The organism is Streptomyces sp. NPDC024632 (genome assembly GCF_055559175.1).
In genome coordinates, this window is the sequence record NZ_JBVHLD010000010.1 from 151,780 (window position 1) to 172,468 (window position 20,689).

The following is a 20,689-nucleotide window of genomic DNA, read 5'->3' on the forward strand; positions in this document are numbered from 1 at the left end:
AACCGAGTAGTAGCCAGCAGTAGTCAGTAGCAGCAGCCAGAAGCAGTCAGCACACCGCCGAGAGGTCATCCCATGGCAGGCGAGACCGTCATCACGGTTGTCGGCAATCTTGTCGACGACCCCGAGCTGCGCTTCACCCCGTCGGGTGCGGCGGTCGCGAAGTTCCGAGTCGCGTCCACTCCGCGCACCTTCGACCGGCAGACCAACGAGTGGAAGGACGGCGAGAGCCTGTTCCTCACCTGCTCGGTCTGGCGGCAGGCGGCCGAGAACGTCGCCGAGTCGCTCCAGCGAGGCATGCGCGTCATCGTGCAGGGCCGGCTGAAGCAGCGGTCGTACGAGGACCGTGAGGGCGTCAAGCGGACGGTCTACGAACTGGACGTCGAAGAAGTCGGCGCCAGCCTGAAGAGCGCGACGGCCAAGGTCACCAAGACCAGCGGTGGCGGTCGTGGCGGTCAGCAGGGCGGCGGGTTCGGCGGAGGCGGCGGCCAGGGCGGCGGCGGCAACTGGGGCGGAAGCTCCGGTGGCGGCCAGCCCCAGGGCGGCGGCGGTGCTCCCGCCGACGACCCGTGGGCGACCAGCGCGCCGGCCGGCGGCGGCCAGGGCGGCGGTGGCGGTAACTGGGGCGGCGGCTCCGGTGCCGCTTCTTCCGGCGGCGGCTACTCGGACGAGCCGCCCTTCTAGGGCGGGCATCCTCACTTCTTGATCGCAAGATCGCATTAGGAGAATCACCATGGCGAAGCCGCCCCCGCGCAAGCCGAAGAAGAAGGTCTGCGCGTTCTGCAAGGACAAGACCGTGTACGTGGACTACAAGGACACGAACATGCTGCGGAAGTTCATTTCCGACCGCGGCAAGATCCGTGCCCGCCGCGTCACCGGCAACTGCACGCAGCACCAGCGTGACGTCGCCACGGCCGTGAAGAACAGCCGTGAGATGGCGCTGCTGCCCTACACGTCGACCGCTCGATAAGGAAAGGGTGACCTGAAGCATGTCGAAGATCATCCTTACCAACGAGGTCAGCGGCCTGGGTGCCGCGGGCGACATCGTCGACGTCAAGCCGGGCTACGCCCGCAACTACCTGATCCCGCGTGGCTTCGCCATCGCGTGGACCAAGGGTGGCGAGAAGGACGTCGAGCAGATCCGCCGCGCCCGCCGCATCCGCGAGATCCACTCGCTGGACGACGCGAACGCGGTCAAGGCGCAGCTCCAGGGCGTCAAGGTCCAGCTCAGCACCCGCGCCGGTGACACCGGCCGGCTGTTCGGCTCGATCACCCCGGCCGACATCGCCGCGGCGATCAAGACCGCCGGTGGTCCGGCCGTCGACAAGCGTCGTCTCGAGGTCGGTTCGCCGATCAAGACGCTGGGCGCGCACAAGGTGACGGTGCGGCTGCACCCCGAGGTCGAGGCCGTCCTCGACCTGGAGGTCGTGGCCGCGTAATCGCGACCGCTGTGTTCCACGTGGAACAGGGAGGGCCGGGCACCCCGATTGCGGGGGTGCCCGGCCCTTCGTCGTTCCGGGGTTCCGGGGGCGGCGGGCGCTGTGAGGTCTGGCCGCTCGCTGTGAGGTGTGTCGGCGGGCGGCTCGGCGGGCGGCTCGGGCTCTCGGCGAGTGCCTCGGGCTCCTCGGCGGGCGGCTCGGGCTCTCAGCGGGCGGCGCCCGTGACGATCCAGCGGCCGGAGCGGGCCCGGAGCCACAGGGCGGCGAGCCGGGTCAGCATCATCAGGGTCATCGCCCACCAGAGCGCGGTCAGCCCCCAGCCCAGGGCGGGCACGGCCAGCGCGGCGGGCGCGAAGACGGCCAGCGTCCCCAGCATCGACCAGGCGAGATACGGCCCGTCGCCCGCGCCCATCAGCACGCCGTCCAGGACGAAGACGATGCCGCAGACCGGCTGCGCCAGCGCGACCACCAGCAGCGCGGACGCCAGCGCGTCCCGTACGGCCGGGTCCGAGGTGAACATCGGCCCGATCAGCGGCCGGGCCAGCGTCACCAGCAGCCCCAGGACGACCCCGCAGGCCACTCCCCACTCGATCATGCGGCGGCAGGCGGCGCGGGCGCCCTCGGGGTCGTCCGCGCCCAGGTAGCGGCCGATGATCGCCTGTCCCGCGATGGCGATGGCGTCCAGGGCGAAGGCGAGCAGGGACCAGACGGTGAGGGTGATCTGGTGGGCGGCGATCTCGGCGTCGCCGAGCCCCGCGGCGACGGCGGTGGCGATGAGCAGGACGGCCCGCAGGCTGAGGGTGCGGACGAGGAGGGGGACGCCGGCTCGGGCGCAGGCGCGTATGCCGGCGGGGTCGGGGCGCAACAGGGTCCACAGGGCGGAGCGTGCACCCGTACGGGCGTCCGTCGCGGGGTCGTGTGGCGCGGGGTCGTCTCGCGGCGCGAGGTGCGGCTTGGCGAGGTGCCGCTTGGCGCCGCGGATCACCACCCACACGTAGACGGCCGCCATGCCGTTCTGGGCGATGACCGTGCCCCACGCGGAGCCCGCGACGCCGAGTCCGGCGCCGTAGACCAGGCCCGCGTTGAGCCCCGCGTTGGCGGCGAATCCGCCGACCGCCACGTACAGCGGGGTGCGGGTGTCCTGGAGGCCGCGCAGGACGCCGGTCGCCGCCAGCACCATCAGCATCGCGGGGATGCCGAGCGAGCTGATCCGCAGATACGTGGTCGCGTACGGGGCGGCGGTCGGCGACGCGCCGAACAGGTCGACCACGGCCGGGGCGGACGGGAGGACGACGGCGATCACCAGCGCGCCCAGCAGCAGCGCGAGCCAGATGCCGTCCACGCCCTGGCGGATCGCGGCGGGCAGGTCGCCCGCGCCGACCCGGCGGGCGACGGCGGCGGTGGTCGCGTACGCCAGGAAGACGAAGATGTTGACGGCGGTGGTGAGGAGCGCGGCGGCGACGCCGAGGCCCGCGAGCTGGGCGGTGCCGAGATGGCCGACAACCGCGCTGTCGGCCATGACGAAGAGGGGTTCGGCGACCAGCGCGCCGAAGGCGGGGACCGCGAGGGCAAGGATCTCCCGGTCGTGGCGGCCCCGGGCGGGCGTGCGGGGGGACGAGGCCGGATCCTTCTCCACTGCGGGCTTGGCGAGCGGATTCACATGCACAGGGTAATCGTCCACAAGTAAGAGGTAAAGGCCGCCCTCGACTATTACGGGTGACTGCGTAGAGTGATCTCCTCCGCGTTGTTTGTGGCGATCTTGGGCCGACCGTGAATTTTTTTCTCCTGCACAGGCTATGGATGGAGAAAGGCCAGGTCAGAGCCGTTCCCTTGAGTAGATTGTCAGCTTGTCCACAGCGTCGTCCCAAGGGCTGTACACAGGTTGGGGCCACTTCTCCACAGGTATGCCGCCGCCGTCCACACCCCCTGTGGATAACCGGGTTGGTCAGGGCCGCCGAGAGCCCTACCGTGGACCGTCCCCCGACGCGCCGCGAGCGGCCCCGGGTGACTCAAATGTCGGCGCCGTGCCGTAAGAAAGAGCCGTGCCCCACGAACGCGTGGCACGTAACGGGGTGCGGTCGAACGCGGTCGAACGGTCCGCAGGGACGGGAGGAGGTGGCGCGGATGAGCCAGCCCGAACCCGCGGACGAGCACTGGGGGGAAGCACCCCCGGAAGCCGGTCCGAGCGACCGGCCCCCCGTCACCCGCTTCCGCAAGAAGAACGGCAACGACGACAGCGACAGCAACCGCTGGTCCGAGGGCGGCGGCGGCTTCGAGCGCGTCCCCCCGCAGGACCTCGACGCCGAACAGTCCGTCCTCGGCGGCATGCTGCTCTCCAAGGACGCCATCGCCGACGTCGTCGAAGTCCTCAAGGGCGCCGACTTCTACCGCCCCGCCCACGAGACGATCTACGCGGCGATCCTCGACCTCTACGCCCGCGGCGAGCCCGCCGACCCCATCACCACCGCAGCCGAACTCACCAAGCGCGGCGAGATCGCCCGCGTCGGCGGCGCCCCCTACCTCCACACCCTCGTCAACGCCGTCCCCACCGCGGCCAACGCCGAGTACTACGCCGAGATCGTCCACGAACGCGCCGTCCTGCGCCGCCTCGTCGAAGCCGGCACCCGCATCACCCAGATGGGATACGCCGCCGACGGCGACGTCGACGAGATCGTCAACAACGCCCAGGCCGAGATCTACGCCGTCACCGAACAGCGCACCTCCGAGGACTACCTCCCCCTCGGCGACATCATGGAGGGCGCCCTCGACGAGATCGAGGCCATCGGCTCCCGCAGCGGCCAGATGTCCGGCGTCCCCACCGGCTTCACCGACCTCGACTCCCTCACCAACGGCCTCCACCCCGGCCAGATGATCGTCATCGCCGCCCGCCCGGCGATGGGCAAGGCCCTGGCGCTCGACACCCCTCTGCCCACCCCGACCGGCTGGACGACGATGGGCGCGGTCCAGGTCGGCGACCACCTCCTCGCCGCCGACGGCACACCGACCCGAGTGGTCGCCGCCACCGACGTCATGGTCGGGCGTCCTTGCTACGAGGTCACGTTCTCCGACGGTACGAAGGTCCTGGCTGACGCGGACCATCAGTGGCTCACCTGGGACCGGAACACTCGCGAGGCATTCGACCACGCGAGGCCAGAGGCCACCTCCTACCCGGACAACTGGCCGTCCTGGTCTCCCTCACGGTCATCCGCCGGCACCAAACCCGGCAGGACCGCGGGAGCCGCCCAGGAGCAGTGGAATCGTCCCGAACCCGAGAGCAAGGCAGTCAGGCCGCGCAGCACCAGGGAGATCGCCGCCACGGTCCGTGCGCTGCACGAGAACAATCACGCGATCCCGGCCACGAGGGCTCTCGTCGGCCCTGAAGTCGATCTGCCCGTCGATCCGTACGTGCTCGGCTACCTCCTCGGAGACGGCGATACCGCCGGAAGCGGGCGTGTCGCCTGCGATCCACAGGACCGCGACTGGCTGATCAAGGAGTTCGACGCGGCGGGGTATGACGCTCGTCGGCACAGCAGCACCGGCCACTTCGGTGTGCGTGGGCTGAGGGACGCGTGGAGCCAGCTCGGTGTGTCCGCTGGCAAGCACATCCCGGCCGGGTACCTGCGCGCGTCCTTCGACCAGCGTCTGGCGCTGGCGCAGGGCATGGTGGATTCGGACGGGACCGTCGATGGCGACGGGGCCTATCGGTTCACGAACACCCATCGCGAACTGGTCGACGGATTCTGTGAGCTTGTCGTCTCCCTCGGTTGCGTCCCGCGGGTTCACCACCGCACCGGGCGTACCAGGGCCGACGTGATCGGCGCGGACTCCTGGGACGTCATCGTTCCGACGAATCTTCCTCTTGCCCGGATTCCGCGTAAGGCGAGTTCCGCTCGAGGGCAGTGGAAACGCGAGCAGGTCACGCGGTACATCACTTCCGTCACCCCGGTCACGAGCGTCCCGGTCCGCTGCGTGCAGGTGGACAACCCGGACCACCTGTACCTGGCCACCCGCTCCATGGTGCCCACCCACAACAGCACGCTCGCGCTGGACTTCGCGCGGACGTGTTCCATCGCCAACAAGATGCCCAGCGTCATCTTCTCGCTCGAAATGGGGCGCAACGAGATCGCGATGCGGCTGCTGTCCGCCGAGGCGCGGGTGGCGCTGCATCACATGCGGTCGGGGACCATGACGGACGACGACTGGACGAAGGTGGCCCGGCGGATGTCGGACGTCACCGAGGCGCCGCTCTACATCGACGACTCGCCGAACCTGTCGATGATGGAGATCCGCGCCAAGTGCCGTCGCCTCAAGCAGCGCAACGACCTGCGCCTGGTCGTCATCGACTACCTCCAGCTCATGCAGTCGGGCGGCTCGCGCCGCCCCGAGAGCCGTCAGCAGGAGGTCTCGGACATGTCCCGTAACCTCAAGCTCCTCGCCAAGGAGCTCGAAGTCCCGGTCATCGCGCTCTCCCAGCTCAACCGTGGCCCCGAACAGCGCACCGACAAGAAGCCCATGGTCTCCGACCTGCGCGAATCCGGCTCCATCGAGCAGGACGCCGACATGGTGATCCTCCTCCACCGCGAAGACGCCTACGAAAAGGAGTCCCCCCGCGCGGGCGAGGCCGACCTGATCGTCGCCAAGCACCGCAACGGCCCCACCGCCACCATCACGGTCGCCTTCCAGGGCCACTACTCCCGCTTCGTGGACATGGCCCAGACCTGATCGGGGACGCTGTAGGGTCTCAGATTTCGTGTCCAAATCTCAGTATGGATGTCCGGACTGAGGCCGGTAGGACGCAAATCTGAGACTGGCAGCTCAGGGCCGTCACCCGTTCGGATGAACAGCACGCAGCGCTGCCCGTCTGAGACGAGCGTGCTGGCACCGTGGGTCTATGGGCAAGGGTCCATGGGCCGGGGGTGTGCGCGATGGACAGTGCTACTGCAACTGTGAGTGTTCGCTGCCGAGATGGCGAAGTGATTGATGATCAGGAATGGGCTGCGGTCTCGATTGACCTGCTGCAGTCCGCAGTGCCGTGGCGGACGTTCCGCTGGTACAAGGGGCAGAAGCATTACTCCGGCACCTACTGGTCCGCGACCATGCAGGACCACGTGATCTACGAGTCGCGCTTGGAGCTGAGCCGTTTACTCCTTGCAGACTTCGCCCCCTCGGTGAATCGCATCATCGCCCAGCCGTTTCTGTTGACGGTCACGGTGCGAGGGAAGGCGCGAAGGCACATACCGGACTACCTGTTGATCACTGATCAGGGCCCGGTGGTGGTAGACGTCAAGCCGCTGCGTCGGTTGTCCAGGCCCGAGGTTGTCTTCACTTTCGACTGGACGCGAGAGCTGGTGGAGGCTCGGGGGTGGACGTACGAGGTGTCGAGTGAGCCGCCGGTTGTGGAGCTGGAGAACATTCGGTTCCTGGCCGGCTACCGCAGGGACTGGCTGGTCAGCCAGGAGCTCCTGGGATGAGATCCGCAATGCCGAAATGGACGGTGTCGCAACGGCCCAGGCGATGTCGTCCCTTCTTCCGTACCCGGAGCCGTTGGTGCGAGCGGCAATCCATCACCTTCTCTGGACCGGCTACTTCACTGTCGACCTCGGTAGACCCCTCAGCTCTTCGAGGGTGCTGAGGAGGGCCGCATGAGCAGGGCTGGAGCCCGAGTGGGAGTCGGCAGCCGCCTTCGCTATGACGGGGAGACCGTCGAGGTAATCGAGATGGCTGCAACGACGGCGGGCAACGAGGTGGTGTTGAAGGACGGCCGAGGCCGACTTCTGCGTCTGTCCCTGAAGGAGCTGTTGTTCTCCGACCGTGCCGCTGTCATTCCTGACGAGCCCGGGGCATCGGCGGACGATGTCGACGTGATCGCCTCGGTGGTTCTCGGGCAGCTCGATACAGCGGAGAGAAGCAGGGTTCTGGACCGAGCCGAGCACGTCCGTGAGGTTCTGACGGGCTTTCGCTCGGGCTTCTCCGAGCTCGCTCGTGAGGGTGAGCCGCGCCCGGAGTACGTGTCCACGCTGTCGATGGAGACACGGCAGGAGGCGAAGGCGACTGAACTGGGTATCGCCGCACGCACGGTGAGGCGATGGGTCGCTGATTTCCGTGAGCACGGCGAAGCCGGCCTGGTAGCGAAGAGCGGACCTTCCCGGAAGTCCCATGGCAGGGCCGATGACCGTTGGGTGGAGACCGCCCTTGAGGTGATGGTCGAGCACACCGAGGAGTCGAAGCCGTCGCGGACCATGGTGATCGAGCGGACCCGGGCCCGGGTCATTGCGAGGTACGGTCCGGAGGTCGTTCCGCAGCCGAGTCGAGCAGCAGCTTTCCGGGTGCTGGCGGAGTTGGAGCGGCGGCATCCACTGTTCCGGCTGAGCACGAAGCGCAACCGCGATATCGCGGGCCGGCCGGACGGGGTCTACGGCAAGCTGCGTCCGACCCGGCCGGGCGAGTACCTGGTGATGGACTCCACCCGGCTGGACGTCTTCGCCTTCGATCCGTTGACGCTGCGATGGGTTCAGGCCGAGCTCAGTGTCGGTATGGACTGGTACACCCGGTGCATCACCGGGATCACGCTCACGCCGGTGTCGACGAAGGCAGTGGATGTCAGCGCGGTGCTCTACCAGTCCTTCCGGCCTCGGCCGGCTGGGCAGGACTGGCCCAGCCACGCGGTCTGGCCCGAGCACGGCATTCCCCGCACGGTCCTGGTGGACGTTGAGAAGGCTGAGGGCCCGGGGCTCGCCTCCCCGCCGCTGGTGCCGGAGACCCTGGTGGTGGACCACGGCAAGGTCTACGTGTCGGAGCATCTGACGAGCGTCTGCCCCCGGATGGGGATCTCGATCCAACCGGCGCGGCTGCGGACGGGACGGGACAAGGGACCCGTCGAGCGGTTTTTCCGGACCATCCGCGAGGACCTGCTGCAGGCGCTGCCCGGCTACAAGGGGCCCGACATCCACTCCCGGGGAGAGAAGCCGGAGGACGAAGCGTTCTTCTTCCTGGACGAGTTGGAGACGATCATCCGTGAGTGGACCGCGACGGCCTACCACTCGCGACCCCACTCCAGCCTCCTCGATCCGGGTCTGCCCGGGATGAGGATGTCTCCGGCGAAGACGTTCGAGCACGGCATGGCCAGGGCCGGCTACATCGAGGTCCCCCGGGACCCGGACCTTGCCTTTGAGTTCCTTGAGACCAAGTGGCGCACGATTCAGCACTACGGCGTTGAGATCGACCGCCGCCGCTACAACGGTCCCGGGCTCAACGCCTGCCGCAAGCTCAAGAGCCCTTACGACGGCCCGGGCAAGAACAGCTGGCCGTTCCAGGTCGACCCGGACGACGTCACCCGGATCTACTTCCGGGATCCCGACACCAGGCGATGGCACACACTGCTGTGGGAGCATGCGCCGTCCATGCAGATGCCGTTGAGCAAGGAGGCCCTGGACTTCGCCAGGAAGCTGGCGGCCTCCAAGTACCGCTACCCAGATGACCGGCTCGCGGTCGCCGACCTGCTGGAACGCTGGAACCTCGGACTTGGTACGACCGTGCCCGAGCGACGCATGGCCCTGCGACTCTCCCGTGAGCAGGCGGCCATCGAATTGCCGGAGACCGAAGCCGAGACCGTCATTTCGCTTCCCTCGGTACGCAAGGCCCTCGGGGTGGCTCCGGAGATGCCGAGAGGCGAACTGCCGGAGTCTGCGGAGGGTGGGGACGACGACGAGGCTGACCTGGAGGACCTCACCGACGAGGACGACTTCTACGAGGACGCGTTGGAGGACGTGTGACCGACACGGCAGGCATGCCCAGCCCGGCGAACCTGGCCCTATCGCGCAAGGAGGACTTCAAGGCGTTCGCCGAGGCCCCGCGCCGCATCCGGCCCGAGCATCTGACCATGGCACAGGTCGCGGCGCTGAGCCTGGCCGCGAAGGCTGAGTACGACCTGCTGAGACGTGAGTGGCATGCCAATCTCGGGCCCATCAGGACGCCGCAACTGTCCGAACTCCACGAGGACTTGTGGGACATCGTCGACAGCAACCTGCAGGATGGCGACAAGGCCAAGGGCGCCGTCGCACTCGATGCCTTCCCGGGCCTCGGCAAGACCACCTCAGTGCTGGCGTTCCTCCAGGAATTCCACCGCAGGGAGATCGCCGAGCGGGGACAGCTGACCGCCCAAGGACACGAACGCCTGCCCGTCTGTCGCGTCGGCCTGACCGGCAACACCGGCATGAAGGACCTCAACCGCTCCATGCTGGAGTTTTTCGGGCACCCCGGTCGCAACCGTGGAACCACCGCTCAACTTGGTCATCGGGCCCTGGACTGCATGCTCTCCTGCGAAGTCCGCCTGCTGGCTCTCGACGATCTGCACTTCCTGAAGTGGCAGAGGACGAACGGCATTGAAGTCAGCAACCACCTCAAGTGGATCGCCAACGAGTTCCCGGTGACCTTGCTGATGATCGGCGTCGGACTGGCCGACAAGGGACTGTTCAGCGAGGGCGAAACCAGAGGCGACGCCGCCATGGCTCAGACCGGCCGCCGCACCACTCGTCTGGGGATGCGGCCGTTCACCATCGAGACCGAGGAGAACCGCCGGGAATGGCGGCAGATGCTGCTGGCCTTGGAGCAACGCGTGGTCCTGGCCGGCAAGCACCCCGGCATGCTCGCCGACGATCTGTCCGACTACCTCTTCGCCCGCAGCACCGGCCACATCGGCTCATTGATGACGCTGATCAATCGAGGTTGCCAGCGAGCCGTCCGCAACGGGCAGGAATCGCTCAGCCGAGACCTGCTGGACGGCGTGAAGAACGATGAGGCATCCGAGCAGGCACGCAAGGAACTCGAAGCCGCTCTAGAAACAAGGAAGTTGACCAGTCGGCCCCGGGTCACCCGCAAGAAGGCTGCGTGACAGCCGCCCGCAGAACGCTCCCCGTCCGACTGGCCCCCTTACCCGGCGAAGCCCTCGACTCATGGCTCGAAGCCCTGGCACTGCGCCTGAGCACCCCCCTGGGCGATGTCCGGTCGCACCTCGGGTTCCCGGTGAGGAACAGGTCCGGGAACCACCTGCGGGACATCCCGCCCGACTGGACAATCGCGCTGCGAGAACAGGAAACCGCGGCCCTCGCCCATAGCAGTGGGCTTTCGTCCACCGCGATCACGGCCATGACACTGGCCCACTACGACCAACGGGCCCTTCTCATCGACCTGGAGCACCGGCACGTCAACCGCCGGGTGTTCTGGGGCAGGGCACGAGGCTCGCGGTTCTGCCCCGACTGCCTGGCGGACTCCGGCGGCCGCTGGCAGCTCACCTGGCGTCTGGGCTGGGCCTTCGCCTGTCTCCTCCACCAACGCCTTCTGGCCGACTGCTGCCCAAGGTGCGACCGTGTACAGCGCGAGCGGCCTCGCTCTGGCTGGACAGTCCCTCAGCCAGGCATCTGCGGCAATCCCCCCACCGCCCCGGACCGGGACCCCTCCGGCGGTTGCGGCTTCGACCTGACCCTGACCCGGACCCTTCCGCTGCCTGCAGACCATCCGGCACTGAGGGCCCAAGACCTCCTTCTGCAGGTCATCGAGTCCGGGACGGCCGCCTTCGGTTCCTACGTCAGCAACCCGCAGCCGGCACACAGCGCTCTCGCGGACATCCGAGCCATCGGCGGCCGTGTGCTGGCAGACCTCCCGGGCGGCACCATCGCGGACATGGTGCCGCCCGATCTCGCCGAGGGGCATCTCGTGCCGAATGCCGGTTCGCGCCTGGCATCCCGGGCCATCGAACGGCCCGGCTTCATGGCTCCTCCGCGGGCCGTGAGCACAGCTGTTGCGGTGACCATCGCGCTCCGAGTCCTCGAACACCGCGATGTCCATGAGGCCGGGGCCGAGATGCGGGGCCTGCTGGAGACGATGCGCGAGGAACTCGGGCAGGTCAGCGCCACCAGCATTGACGATTGGGGGCGCGGCCTGAGCCCCATCCTGAACGCCGTCCACCTGGCGGCTCTTGGCCCTTCGCTCCGGCCCAGCGACCAACTTCGCTTCCGCGCGGTGACCGCCATGCCGAGCAGGCCGAACCTCACCGATGCCGAAGCGACGCGGCGGGCCCGGAAGATCCCCGGTATGTTCTGGCCGTCCCTGGCAGTACGACTTGCGCCGCCCGACGGTGTCTACCCCCGAGTTCTCGCCCCCGTTCTGGCCAGCGCACTGCTGGTCATCGGAAACAAGATCAAACTCGACGCCGCCGCCCAACGCCTCGGCGCGGTCACCGAGGGCATCGATGTCTCTCGCATCCTGCAACTGCTGGACAATCAGCCGCACTGGCCGGCCACGATGACTGCCCTGATTCGGTTGGCCGACTACCTGGACACCCACGACGTCCCCATCGACTACCGGCGTCGCCGCCGCTTGAACTACACCGGCCTGATGCCGCATGAGCACTGGGTGGCCGTCTGCCGGCGCACCGGCACATCACCGGGCCATGGTCGGCGCGAGCTGGTCATCCGGTCGCAGTTGTTCCAACGCATCAGCGGCCATCCCATCGAAGCCGCACCTGGATACCCCAGCGGAAGCGAAGCACACTTCAGAGCGGATGCCGCCCGCACTGCTGCCCTGCACACCCCCGAGCTGGCGGCAGAACTCGACCAAGTGGCATACGAGTTCCTCGCCGACCAGGGCATCCGCGATGAGCCGGTGACCTGGCAGCCACCCGTGTCCCTGCTCGACGGACTCGACCTTCCCGGCCCCGACCCTGCGCGCATCGACCTTCCCCACCTGCACCGCATCGTCCGTCAGCAGAAGAACCCGGTCCAGTACGCGGCGGAATTCCTCGGCACGAGCATCGAGGCGATCCGCCTCATCCTGGACGAGCACCCCGCGCCAGCCGCACTGCTGTCATCATCCGCAGCCAGGGCGACCGGCGGCATCCGCCACAAGGCCCGCCAGGACCTACCCAGAGAGGCTTTCGCCCGCCTCTACCTTGACGAGCACCAGTCCCTGAACGAGATCGCCGTCCTCACCGGATTCGGTCGCGGCGTGCTGACCAGGCTCGCCCACGAGTACGACATCCCCCTGCGAGACGGCCCCCAGGACTACAAACGCCGAGGAGAGGTCGAACGCGACTGGTTGATCGAGCAGTACGTCAACCAGCGTCGGACTCTGCCCAACCTCGCCCGCGAGAAGGGCATGAGCACCGCGAACATGGCCCGCTGGGCCAAAATCCACGACATTCCGCGGCGATCACCTGGGGGAGCCAGCCACAACCAGACTCTTCGCGCTGCTGACGAAGTCCACCAGGCACCGCGAATCCTCCGCCCGGCATTCCTCGGTCAAGGTGACCGTGAACGCCTGAACCGATTCGCAGCCGCTTCCGCCTACCCCAGCATCGGCGCGGCGGCAGCTGACCTCGGACTCAACACGTTCGCCCTCGTCGCACAGATCAACCGGATCGAACGAGAACTCGGCGAACCGCTGTTGGTCAGAGCCGAACGCGGCCGGCCCATGGTGCTGACCCCCTTCGGGAGGAGAGTGCTCCGAGCCATTCGCACCCTTCGGGATAGTGCAACGTGATGAAGACCGCCGCAGAGCGCACCGTCCGCAGGAGGGGCCAGGTTCGATAGATTGGTAGTCGACACGAGAGAAGAGTTCACATGGACTCCCGCATACCCCGCCTGCGGCGCAAGCTGGCCAAGGTTCCGTTTGCTCCGCAGCGAAGCCACTCGTTCGGTGAGGAAAAGCACCAGTTCCGGCTTGCTCCGCCCCTGTCCGCAATCCAGGTGATGCGTTTCGAGGCCGAGGCCCAGATCGAGCTCCCCGTCGCCTATCGCGCGTTCCTCACCGAACTCGGCGGCAGCGGGGCTTCACCCTTCTACGGCCTGTTGCCCTTGAAAAAGTGCGAGCTGTTCACCATGAACCCCCAAGGGGAGCACGGCAGCCCGCGGGCCTTCACAGAAACCAACCGAAGGAGGGCAGAGGGCGACCTCTTCCTGAACATCATCGAAGCCGGGTGCAGCGACCTCGTGCTCCTCGGCATCACCGGACCGCTCACCGGGCGAATCCTCACTGGGAACAGCGACGGTTTTTGGGGACCCGACGTCTCCTCGGCGAGTGATTTCCTGGCCTGGTACGAGCGCTGGCTCGACCAGATGGCAAGCGGATGCGACAACCGGGCACTGGAACTCACCTCCCCCGCTGCGCGACACCAATCAAGCCGCCTCGCCGTGCGAAGTTCTGCCGCCAGGAGTGACTGACCACGTGACGACCAGGATCCGCTGCTACTGGGGCGCGGAAGACGTCTGGTTCTATTCGAGGTCGACTCCGAAGGCTGGGTGACCCGGCAGGTCGAACTCCAGGGGCCTGACTTGACACCGATCGCAGCCGCCTCCCTCGATGAACGGCAGCAGGCCCGCGACGCAGGCCGCCTCGATGAGTACCAGCAGGTTCGGGATCACAGCCGAGCTGCCCGTCTCAGAATGGGAAGACTACGATCCCGAACAGCTCACCGCCGAAGAGTTCGAGGAAGTCTGGGGTCCGGCCCGGCGTCAGATCGCATCCCGGCCCCGCTGACCCCCGGCATGACCCGTACCCTGGCTGGCAAGATGCGCTCGTGAACTGAGTTGCTAGCGGGCGCCGTTTCCTTTACCGAGACACAACTTGGTCCATGAAGGTCTCATAGGTAGTTCGGTTGTGCTTACGTGCTGCTACCACCTGAGAGCGGAAATTACGCAGCGCCGTGTCGACCGCCTGCCGGTTGCGAAGAGACGCTGTCACCAGCGGGTCTCTTAGCTGGCCTGGGGCAAAGGCAAGCAGGGACTCCACGATCGGCTCCCACACTTTGGCCGCCTCGGACATAGCTAGGTTCTTCTTGAACCGCATCACGTAGGCATCGCTGACGGCCTCTCCAGCGAGAGTTTCCCGCGTGATTCCGATAGCCTCTGCAGCGATCATGATCGACCCACGCAGACTGAACCACTCAAAGAGCTCGCTCTCGTCCTCGGTCCGCGCACTCTCGGTGATTCGGCCGAGTCGTCCCTTCTCCGTCTCGATGGCACGGAGCAGACTCGCTACGAACACGATGTGCTCGGCTGTGACGCGTTCGGGGAAGACTCTGCTGTAAAGGGCGTCCTGCTCCCAGATCTTGCTCTTCTCGTGATACGCAACGCCGGACTCCCCGTGGAACGCGGCAAGAGCTTGTGCTGCGACCTCGGCGGAGAGCTGGTTTTCTCCCGGACGTCGGATCACATCTTCGGCGCCGCCTCGCCGTCCCCCGTTGTAGCCGACAACCCCCAACTGTTGAAACTCGCGGACAAGGCGCCTTTGTACGCTGTCGTTGCTGCGAAAGTCTGACGCCTGGGTGGGATTTTGACGATTATTGAAGCGAACGATGCTTCCAACGGTCTCGGGGTCGTTGCAGCGGATGAACCGGGTGAGGACATGACTATCCTGACCGATGTCCTCCGCAGGGACCGAGCCGATCGCTCCGGTCGTCTGGGCACCATTGACGATGCCGAGTCCGGTGATCTTGACGACACCTTCGATGAAGCTGAAGTCGTGAACTAGTGCAGTGATGCCGTTGTTGTAGGCCCAAAGGTTTGATGGCTCGGTGAGTACGGTTTCCTGGATACCATTGTTGATGTTGCTCTGTGACCGGCGGCTTCCCAGGTAGTCGCGAACGTTCGACGAAAACAGCGAGGCACCATGCTGCTCGAATTGCTCATGCAGCCAGCGGACTGGCACGCTCGTGCACAAGGCTGTCCACTTGTCGCCACGTTCCTCGAACGCCCCTGGAACTTCGATCGTGAAGGTGTCCGCCACGAGGATCGGCGTCTGTGAGTTCTCGTAGCGCTCGGAAAGCCGCTCGCGGCCAAGTTCTTCGCAAGAAACATCGATCTCACTGTGCGGATAGCCCTGGCGCAACTGGGCGTACGCAGCATCGCGAGCTGCTTGGAGTTCTCCGAGGACCTGTTCAGACTCGGGGAGGTTGTGGACGTACCAGATCGCCACATCGCCGATGACGTCGTCTGTCAGCGCATCGTGAAGTTCGCGCCAGGCGACGCGTAGGGCGTCCGGCACGCCGCTGGGCTCACTCTTGCTGAACAACCAATTGACCGCCTGGTGAAGGCTGGCGGCCTTCCTCCCTGGTGCCTGCAACTTCGTGTTGTTCGCGGACTCATAGCCCTGGGCGAGAACAACACGGCCGGTGCCGCGATCGATGTAGAGCAGATCGCACGACTTGTCGTTGGGGTGGTCTGTCAGCGAGGTGGCCGCAACCGTACCGATGTCCTCAATATCGAACATGAGTTGCAGCGCAAACAGGAGGCGCTTGTTGGAGCCGTACTGATCGAGGTCAGCGCGCTTCTGCAGGGCAACTTCAAGGCCATCCGTCACACCGTCAGAGTACTGGCTCATCGCAAGCTCGACTGACGCTGCCCACCGCTGCCCGAACGCGATCTTGAGCAGTAAGCCGACAACGTCCCTGTGGCGTGGGTCAAGCCAAACGCATAGGTCGTGCCTGCCGCACGTCAGGTACTCATCCCGGCCGGCGGCTGCAGCCGATACCGTCGCCGCTGAACCGACCACAAGGGGGAACCGATGCGTAGCAAATGGCTATGGGCCGCGCTGGGCGCAGCCGTAGTTGTCAGCCAACTCGCCGTAAACGCACGGCCGCGCGCCGCCGGCGAGTCAGACGAGGCGGTCATCCGCAGATTTCGCGACGACCCGGGCAGCTTCGGTACCCACTCGAACAGCGGCTCCGGCGGGTACCGGGCGTGCGGCCACGATGCGTGCAGCAAGAAAGCGAAGGATTCCATCACGAGTCACGACTGCTGTGGCCGGTGCCGGATGGCGAACTACCGAGACTGCGCGGGCAAAGCGATGCGCGACTACGACGGGCCGGGCAGTTTCTACCATGACTTCCACGACGGGATCATGCAGCCTGGGGTATGTACCACCTGCGGTGAACCGCAGGAAGCGCACTGACTCGAAGCGATCCGATTCCAGCGCATTACGTATTCACTGACGTCCGCTTAGTCGCAGGTCAGCGGCCCGGGGCGGCTCCGCCGCGCGCCGTGGGGTAGACACATGAGCGGGCCGAACTCCCCGGGCCTTGATCAACACCGCATCGCGGGGGCGACGCAGAAGGCGGAGGTCAGCTGGTCAGCTACCTGCGGTTTTACCGACGTCGGCTGGTACTTATGCGCCAGCGGATCGCGCTCGGTGAGCTTGCCGAGGATTTAGACACGGTCCTGAGACTGAACTGCTAGACACGGCGTAAGACTTCACGAGAAGCCGCAGGTCACAGCCTCAGCCTAGGCCACGAGCCGCGAGATCCTACAGACGCTGTGGGATCCCAGGTCCCGTGTCCTTTTCCCACCGGAGATGTCCACCGCGTGGCCAATAGGATAGGGGGATGGGATTCATGCCCCGTGAGCGAGCAGTTCCCCTCTTTGTGTACGGGACCGCCCCGTTCAGCGTCTGCGTGCGTGGCTGGGGCAAGACCCCGGCGTTACGCGGCCAGCGGGGCCACCTCCGGAAACGCGGGGTTGGTGGTCCGATGGGTACAGCGGTGGCCGCGCCGGTACGGCAGAGTGTCCGGCGTGGTGACGAGTCCGTGGTGGAGGACCTGGAGTGGCCGTCGGTGCCGCTCGGGCTGCTGCGGGAGGCCCGGCCGTGGCGGATGTTCCGCTGGTACAAGGGGCAGCAGCACTATTCGGGCACGTACGGGTCGGCGACGGTGGGCGACCACGTGATCTACGAGTCGCGGCTGGAGCTGGGGTGGCTGCTGTTCGCCGACTTCGCCCCAGAGGTGCGGCACATCATCGCCCAGCCGTTCATGCTCAAGGCCGACGTGGATGGCAAGGTTCGCAAGCACATCCCGGACTATCTGCTGGTGCCGGACGACGGGCCGGTGGTCGTGGACGTCATAGCCGCGTCACCGGCTTGAGAAGCCGGAGATCGCGTTCAGCGCACGTCTGGCCCCGTTGGTGTTCCGGCTGGCAGCCACCCCGCGCAGTTCGTTGGCTCAAAAGCGCAGAGAATGGCCACGTGACCATATTTCGCTGCGCCAACTGCCGACAGCCTCTAACGAACGAGTTGGTAGCAGGAGAGCCAGTCAGGGGCCCCGAGCGGCATCCGAGCCACGAGGTGGTCCCACCCCGGATGGCCCCAGGAAACTTCAAGGTCAACTTCGATGCCAGCCTCTTGATCCTTCACCCGGACGACGCTCCGGGGACTGCGGTTCATACCGATCCGCGGCGTCTCGCTGGTTGCTGCGGACTCGCCGGCCAGGACGGACCTAACCTCATGTGTATTGGCTGCGGTGTTGAAGTCGCCACCAAGGAGTCCGACTGCTGGACCGACAATCTTGTGGCGCTTGTCGCCGCTGCAGTGACCGGTGAGCCCGAGGTGTTGTAGGCCTGGAACGCTCGACGGCCTCCCGAGGCATGGCGGCTGTGGATGATGATGCGGTGACGAACATCAGGGACGACCACATAAAGGTCCACTTCCGGCTGGAGACAGATGAGGACGGCTGGCCGCCGGTGAGTGTGGAGAGCCTTTGAGCGGTAGACCTCGGCGACGGCACCGTGCGCTTGGAGTCACCGCTGCATGGAGGGCCACAGCCGCAGCATGACCGCCTTCTGGGCGGCGAGTCTTCCTCCCACTCCGCCGGGCAGGCTAGGTAAATGACACGGAACTGGGATTCCAGCGGATGACATGGCGTGGGATGCCCGAGAACTGACCAGGTCAGAGGCGCGGCAGATGACACCGGCCGTGGGAACCTACAACGCTGTAGGGTCTCAAATTTCGTGTCGGAATCTCACGGTCGATGTCGGATGGAAGTCGGATCCGACATCGACCGTGAGACACCGCAGTTCAGCGGAGCGCGGTGCCTGCAGGGGTGCCGGGTGTTCGTAGAGTCGCTCGGCCGAGCGAAGAAGTGGAGGAAGCATGCGGGTCGCCATTGATGGGGCACAGATCGGAAGCCAGGCGGACCTGCACCGGCTTCTTGCCGGGCCTCTGGACTTCGGTCCGTACTACGGGCACAACCTGAGCGCCCTGTGGGACCGTCTGAGCAGGGATGTTGAGCGCCCAGTCGAGATTGTCTGGGAGAACGCAGCAGTCAGTCGTGACCGCGTGGGCGATGAAGCGTTCGAGGCAATCGCGTCCGTCCTGGTTCGAGCTGCCGCGGAAGACGAGTCGAACGCGCCGGACGAGAGGCTGACCGTGCGCTTCACCTGATGTGGAGTCCGGCGGCCGGCGCCGCCTGCGACTTCCGACGTGGAGCTGAGACGCTGAGCGTCCGACACAGCGTGAGACGGCGGACGGGGCCGTAGGTCATGCCCTATCGAGGGTGATCGCCCGGTTCGGCACGGAGGTGGTGCCGCGGCCGAGCCGGGCAACCGCGTTCCGGATCCTCCGAGAACTGGAGGGCCGCCATCCGCTGTTCCGGCTGAGCACGAAACGGAATCGGGACATCGCCGGCCGACCGGAGGACCGTACGGGAAGCTGCGGCGCACGCGGCCGGGCGAGTACGTGCTGATGGACACCACGCGGCCGGACGTATTCGCGCTCGACCCGGTGACACTGCGGTGGATGCAGGCGGAGTTGACTGTTGCGATGGATTGGTACACCCGCTGCATCAGCGGTTTGCGGGTGACTTCGGTGTCGACAAAGGCCATCGACGCGGCCTGACCGTCCGTGAGCCCGTTCGTGGGCGGCGGGTGCCGGGGGCGGGGTTTGTTATGGGGTGGGCGGGGTGTGGTGGTAGAGGGCTACCAGGACGCCGTGGACGGGCTGGGATTCGGTGTTTTCGGGGGTCTCGTCGACGAGTTGGGTGAGGGTGTCGCCGAGGTGTTTCGCCTGGGCGGGGCTGAGGCGGAGGTGGCGGAGGGTCAGGTGGGGGGCGACGGGTGAGCGGTCCAGTTCGTGGGCGACGGCGGCGAACATCGCGGCGGTGCCTGCCGCTTGGGGTTCGGCGACGAGCATGCGGCGGGCCGTGCGCTGGTAGGAGTGCTCGGTGCCGCCGCGGACCTGGCGGGTCTCGGCGATGTGGACGAGCCCGGCCTCGCGGAGCACTTTGAGGTGGTGGGCCACGTTGCCCTTCTTCGCGTCGAGTTGGGCCGCGAGCCGGCTGACGGTGGCGGGCCGCTGGCCCAGGGCGAAGAGCAGCCGCTGGCGCAAGGGGTGGGAGAGCGCCGCGAACTGCTCGGGCGCGCTGATCTCCAGGACGTCCTCGGGAGGCGGCGGGTAGGTCGGCTGATCGGACATACCGAAAGTGTCTAAAGTCTTTGACGCTTTCGCAAGGACGGTGCTCTACTCCCAGCCATGACGATTCCGACGAACCTTCACCCGGCCCCTGTCATCGACGAGACGGCCCGGCTGCTCACCGAGCACTACGTCTTCCCCGAGACGGCCGAGCAGCTCGCCGCCCTGCTGCGACGGCGTCTCGCCGAGGGCGCGTACGGCGTCGACGACGCCGAGGAGCTGGCCCGGCTGGTCACCGCGGACCTCCAGTCCGTCAACGGCGACCGGCACTTGAGGCTGAAGCACCACGCCGACCCGGTCTCCCCGGAGCAGGGGGCGGCCGGCCTGGCCGCCATGCGCCGGGACTTCGACACCTCGCTGGGCGGTGTGCCCCGGCTGGAGCTGCTCGACGGCGGCGTCGCCGTACTGACGCTTGGGCCGATGCTGTTCCCGCTGGAGTGGGCCGCGGAGCCGCTGGGCGCCGCGCTCACCCTGGCCTCCCGCGCCCAGGCGCTGATCGTGGACCTTCGCGCCAACCGGGGCGGCGACCCGGACACGGTCGCCTTCGTGTGCAGCTACCTGCTGGACGAGCGCACCCACCTCAACACCATGTACTGGCGCGGCGATGAGCGCGGCGATGGGGGTGGCGATGAGCGCGGCGGCGAGCGCAACGGCGAGCGCGGCGAGCAGTCCTGGAGCCTGCCCCACGTCCCCGGCGCCCGCTTCGGCGGCAGCGGCCCGGTGTACGTGCTGTCCAGCGAGAGCACCTTCTCCGCCGCCGAGGAGCTGGCCTACGACCTGCAACAGCTCGGCCGCGCCGTCGTCGTCGGCGAGCGCACCCGCGGCGGCGCGCACCCGTGCAACGGCTGGACCGTACACCCGCACCTGGAGGCCACCATCCCCGTGGGCCGCGCGGTCAACCCCGTCTCCGGCACGAATTGGGAGGGCACCGGTGTGCGGCCGGACGTCTTCTGCGCCGCCGCCGACGCCCTGGACCGCGCGCACGCGCTGGCCCTCGCGCGACTGGCGGGCTGAGTCCTGCCGGG

At 67.1% G+C, this 20,689-nt stretch carries 16 protein-coding genes and 2 pseudogenes; 15 read left to right on the forward strand and 3 right to left on the reverse strand.

Features of this window, described 5'->3' with window-relative positions; translation table 11 throughout:
- Window positions 1-72 precede the first annotated feature (72 nt).
- From ACZ37P_RS22130 to rplI, 3 genes are read left to right on the forward strand one after another with little or no spacing between them, the layout of a single operon-like run.
- The gene (locus ACZ37P_RS22130; RefSeq protein WP_355336648.1) at window positions 73-681 is read left to right on the forward strand and encodes a single-stranded DNA-binding protein; all 609 of its coding nucleotides are present in this window, start codon (window positions 73-75) and stop codon (window positions 679-681) included.
- Between the two features lie 49 nt (window positions 682-730).
- Window positions 731-967, forward strand: a complete 237-nt coding sequence (gene rpsR, locus ACZ37P_RS22135) for a 30S ribosomal protein S18 (RefSeq protein WP_031512678.1) — start codon at window positions 731-733, stop codon at window positions 965-967.
- Between the two features lie 19 nt (window positions 968-986).
- Complete coding sequence (gene rplI, locus ACZ37P_RS22140) at window positions 987-1,436, forward strand: 50S ribosomal protein L9 (RefSeq protein WP_355336647.1); 450 nt, start codon at window positions 987-989, stop codon at window positions 1,434-1,436.
- 205 nt (window positions 1,437-1,641) lie between these two features.
- Here the strand turns inward: rplI and ACZ37P_RS22145 are convergent, their stop codons facing one another.
- A complete protein-coding gene (locus tag ACZ37P_RS22145; RefSeq protein ID WP_467348367.1) occupies window positions 1,642-3,072 on the reverse strand; it encodes an MATE family efflux transporter in 1,431 nt (476 codons plus the stop codon).
- A 689-nt stretch (window positions 3,073-3,761) separates the two neighbouring features.
- On the opposite strand from ACZ37P_RS22145, the gene dnaB reads away from it, so the two are divergent.
- The 7 genes and pseudogenes from dnaB (at window position 3,762) to ACZ37P_RS22180 (ending at window position 13,967) form a co-directional block, all read left to right on the forward strand.
- A complete protein-coding gene (gene dnaB, locus ACZ37P_RS22150) occupies window positions 3,762-6,158 on the forward strand; it encodes a replicative DNA helicase (protein WP_467348369.1) in 2,397 nt (798 codons plus the stop codon).
- Between the two features lie 251 nt (window positions 6,159-6,409).
- Window positions 6,410-6,907, forward strand: a complete 498-nt coding sequence (locus tag ACZ37P_RS22155) for a TnsA-like heteromeric transposase endonuclease subunit (RefSeq protein WP_402710241.1) — start codon at window positions 6,410-6,412, stop codon at window positions 6,905-6,907.
- 171 nt (window positions 6,908-7,078) lie between these two features.
- Complete coding sequence (locus ACZ37P_RS22160; protein ID WP_402710242.1) at window positions 7,079-9,208, forward strand: helix-turn-helix domain-containing protein; 2,130 nt, start codon at window positions 7,079-7,081, stop codon at window positions 9,206-9,208.
- Window positions 9,205-10,326 carry an ATP-binding protein gene (locus ACZ37P_RS22165; RefSeq protein WP_402710243.1) on the forward strand — a complete coding sequence of 374 codons (1,122 nt, stop codon included), beginning with the start codon at window positions 9,205-9,207 and terminating at the stop codon, window positions 10,324-10,326. Before ACZ37P_RS22160 ends, ACZ37P_RS22165 begins: the two co-directional genes overlap by 4 nt.
- Window positions 10,323-12,971 carry a TniQ family protein gene (locus tag ACZ37P_RS22170; RefSeq protein ID WP_402710244.1) on the forward strand — a complete coding sequence of 883 codons (2,649 nt, stop codon included), beginning with the start codon at window positions 10,323-10,325 and terminating at the stop codon, window positions 12,969-12,971. The genes ACZ37P_RS22165 and ACZ37P_RS22170 overlap by 4 nt, the downstream gene beginning before the upstream one ends.
- A gap of 80 nt (window positions 12,972-13,051) precedes the next feature.
- Window positions 13,052-13,651, forward strand: coding sequence for an SMI1/KNR4 family protein (locus ACZ37P_RS22175; RefSeq protein WP_402710245.1), 600 nt, complete (start codon window positions 13,052-13,054; stop codon window positions 13,649-13,651).
- Window positions 13,652-13,655: 4 nt separating this feature from the next.
- Window positions 13,656-13,967, forward strand: a pseudogene (locus ACZ37P_RS22180) (hypothetical protein).
- 72 nt (window positions 13,968-14,039) lie between these two features.
- On the opposite strand, the gene ACZ37P_RS22185 reads toward ACZ37P_RS22180, so the two are convergent.
- Window positions 14,040-15,788 (reverse strand): AIPR family protein, encoded by a 1,749-nt coding sequence (locus ACZ37P_RS22185; RefSeq protein ID WP_402710246.1) that lies wholly within the window; start codon window positions 15,786-15,788, stop codon window positions 14,040-14,042.
- 204 nt (window positions 15,789-15,992) lie between these two features.
- Between ACZ37P_RS22185 and ACZ37P_RS22190 the strand changes: the two genes are divergently transcribed.
- From ACZ37P_RS22190 to ACZ37P_RS22205, 4 genes and pseudogenes are all read left to right on the forward strand, one after another.
- Complete coding sequence (locus ACZ37P_RS22190; protein WP_467348223.1) at window positions 15,993-16,379, forward strand: hypothetical protein; 387 nt, start codon at window positions 15,993-15,995, stop codon at window positions 16,377-16,379.
- A 574-nt stretch (window positions 16,380-16,953) separates the two neighbouring features.
- Window positions 16,954-17,343, forward strand: a complete 390-nt coding sequence (locus ACZ37P_RS22195) for a TnsA-like heteromeric transposase endonuclease subunit (protein ID WP_467348224.1) — start codon at window positions 16,954-16,956, stop codon at window positions 17,341-17,343.
- A gap of 1,004 nt (window positions 17,344-18,347) precedes the next feature.
- The gene (locus ACZ37P_RS22200; protein ID WP_467348226.1) at window positions 18,348-18,638 is read left to right on the forward strand and encodes a barstar family protein; all 291 of its coding nucleotides are present in this window, start codon (window positions 18,348-18,350) and stop codon (window positions 18,636-18,638) included.
- A gap of 106 nt (window positions 18,639-18,744) precedes the next feature.
- A pseudogene (locus ACZ37P_RS22205) lies at window positions 18,745-19,088 on the forward strand (transposase); the annotation flags it as partial.
- 51 nt (window positions 19,089-19,139) lie between these two features.
- Here the strand turns inward: ACZ37P_RS22205 and ACZ37P_RS22210 are convergent.
- Complete coding sequence (locus ACZ37P_RS22210; protein WP_355336643.1) at window positions 19,140-19,667, reverse strand: ArsR/SmtB family transcription factor; 528 nt, start codon at window positions 19,665-19,667, stop codon at window positions 19,140-19,142.
- A gap of 57 nt (window positions 19,668-19,724) precedes the next feature.
- Here ACZ37P_RS22210 and ACZ37P_RS22215 point away from each other — a divergent pair, with 57 nt between their 5' ends.
- Complete coding sequence (locus ACZ37P_RS22215) at window positions 19,725-20,678, forward strand: S41 family peptidase (RefSeq protein WP_467348227.1); 954 nt, start codon at window positions 19,725-19,727, stop codon at window positions 20,676-20,678.
- Window positions 20,679-20,689 lie beyond the last annotated feature (11 nt).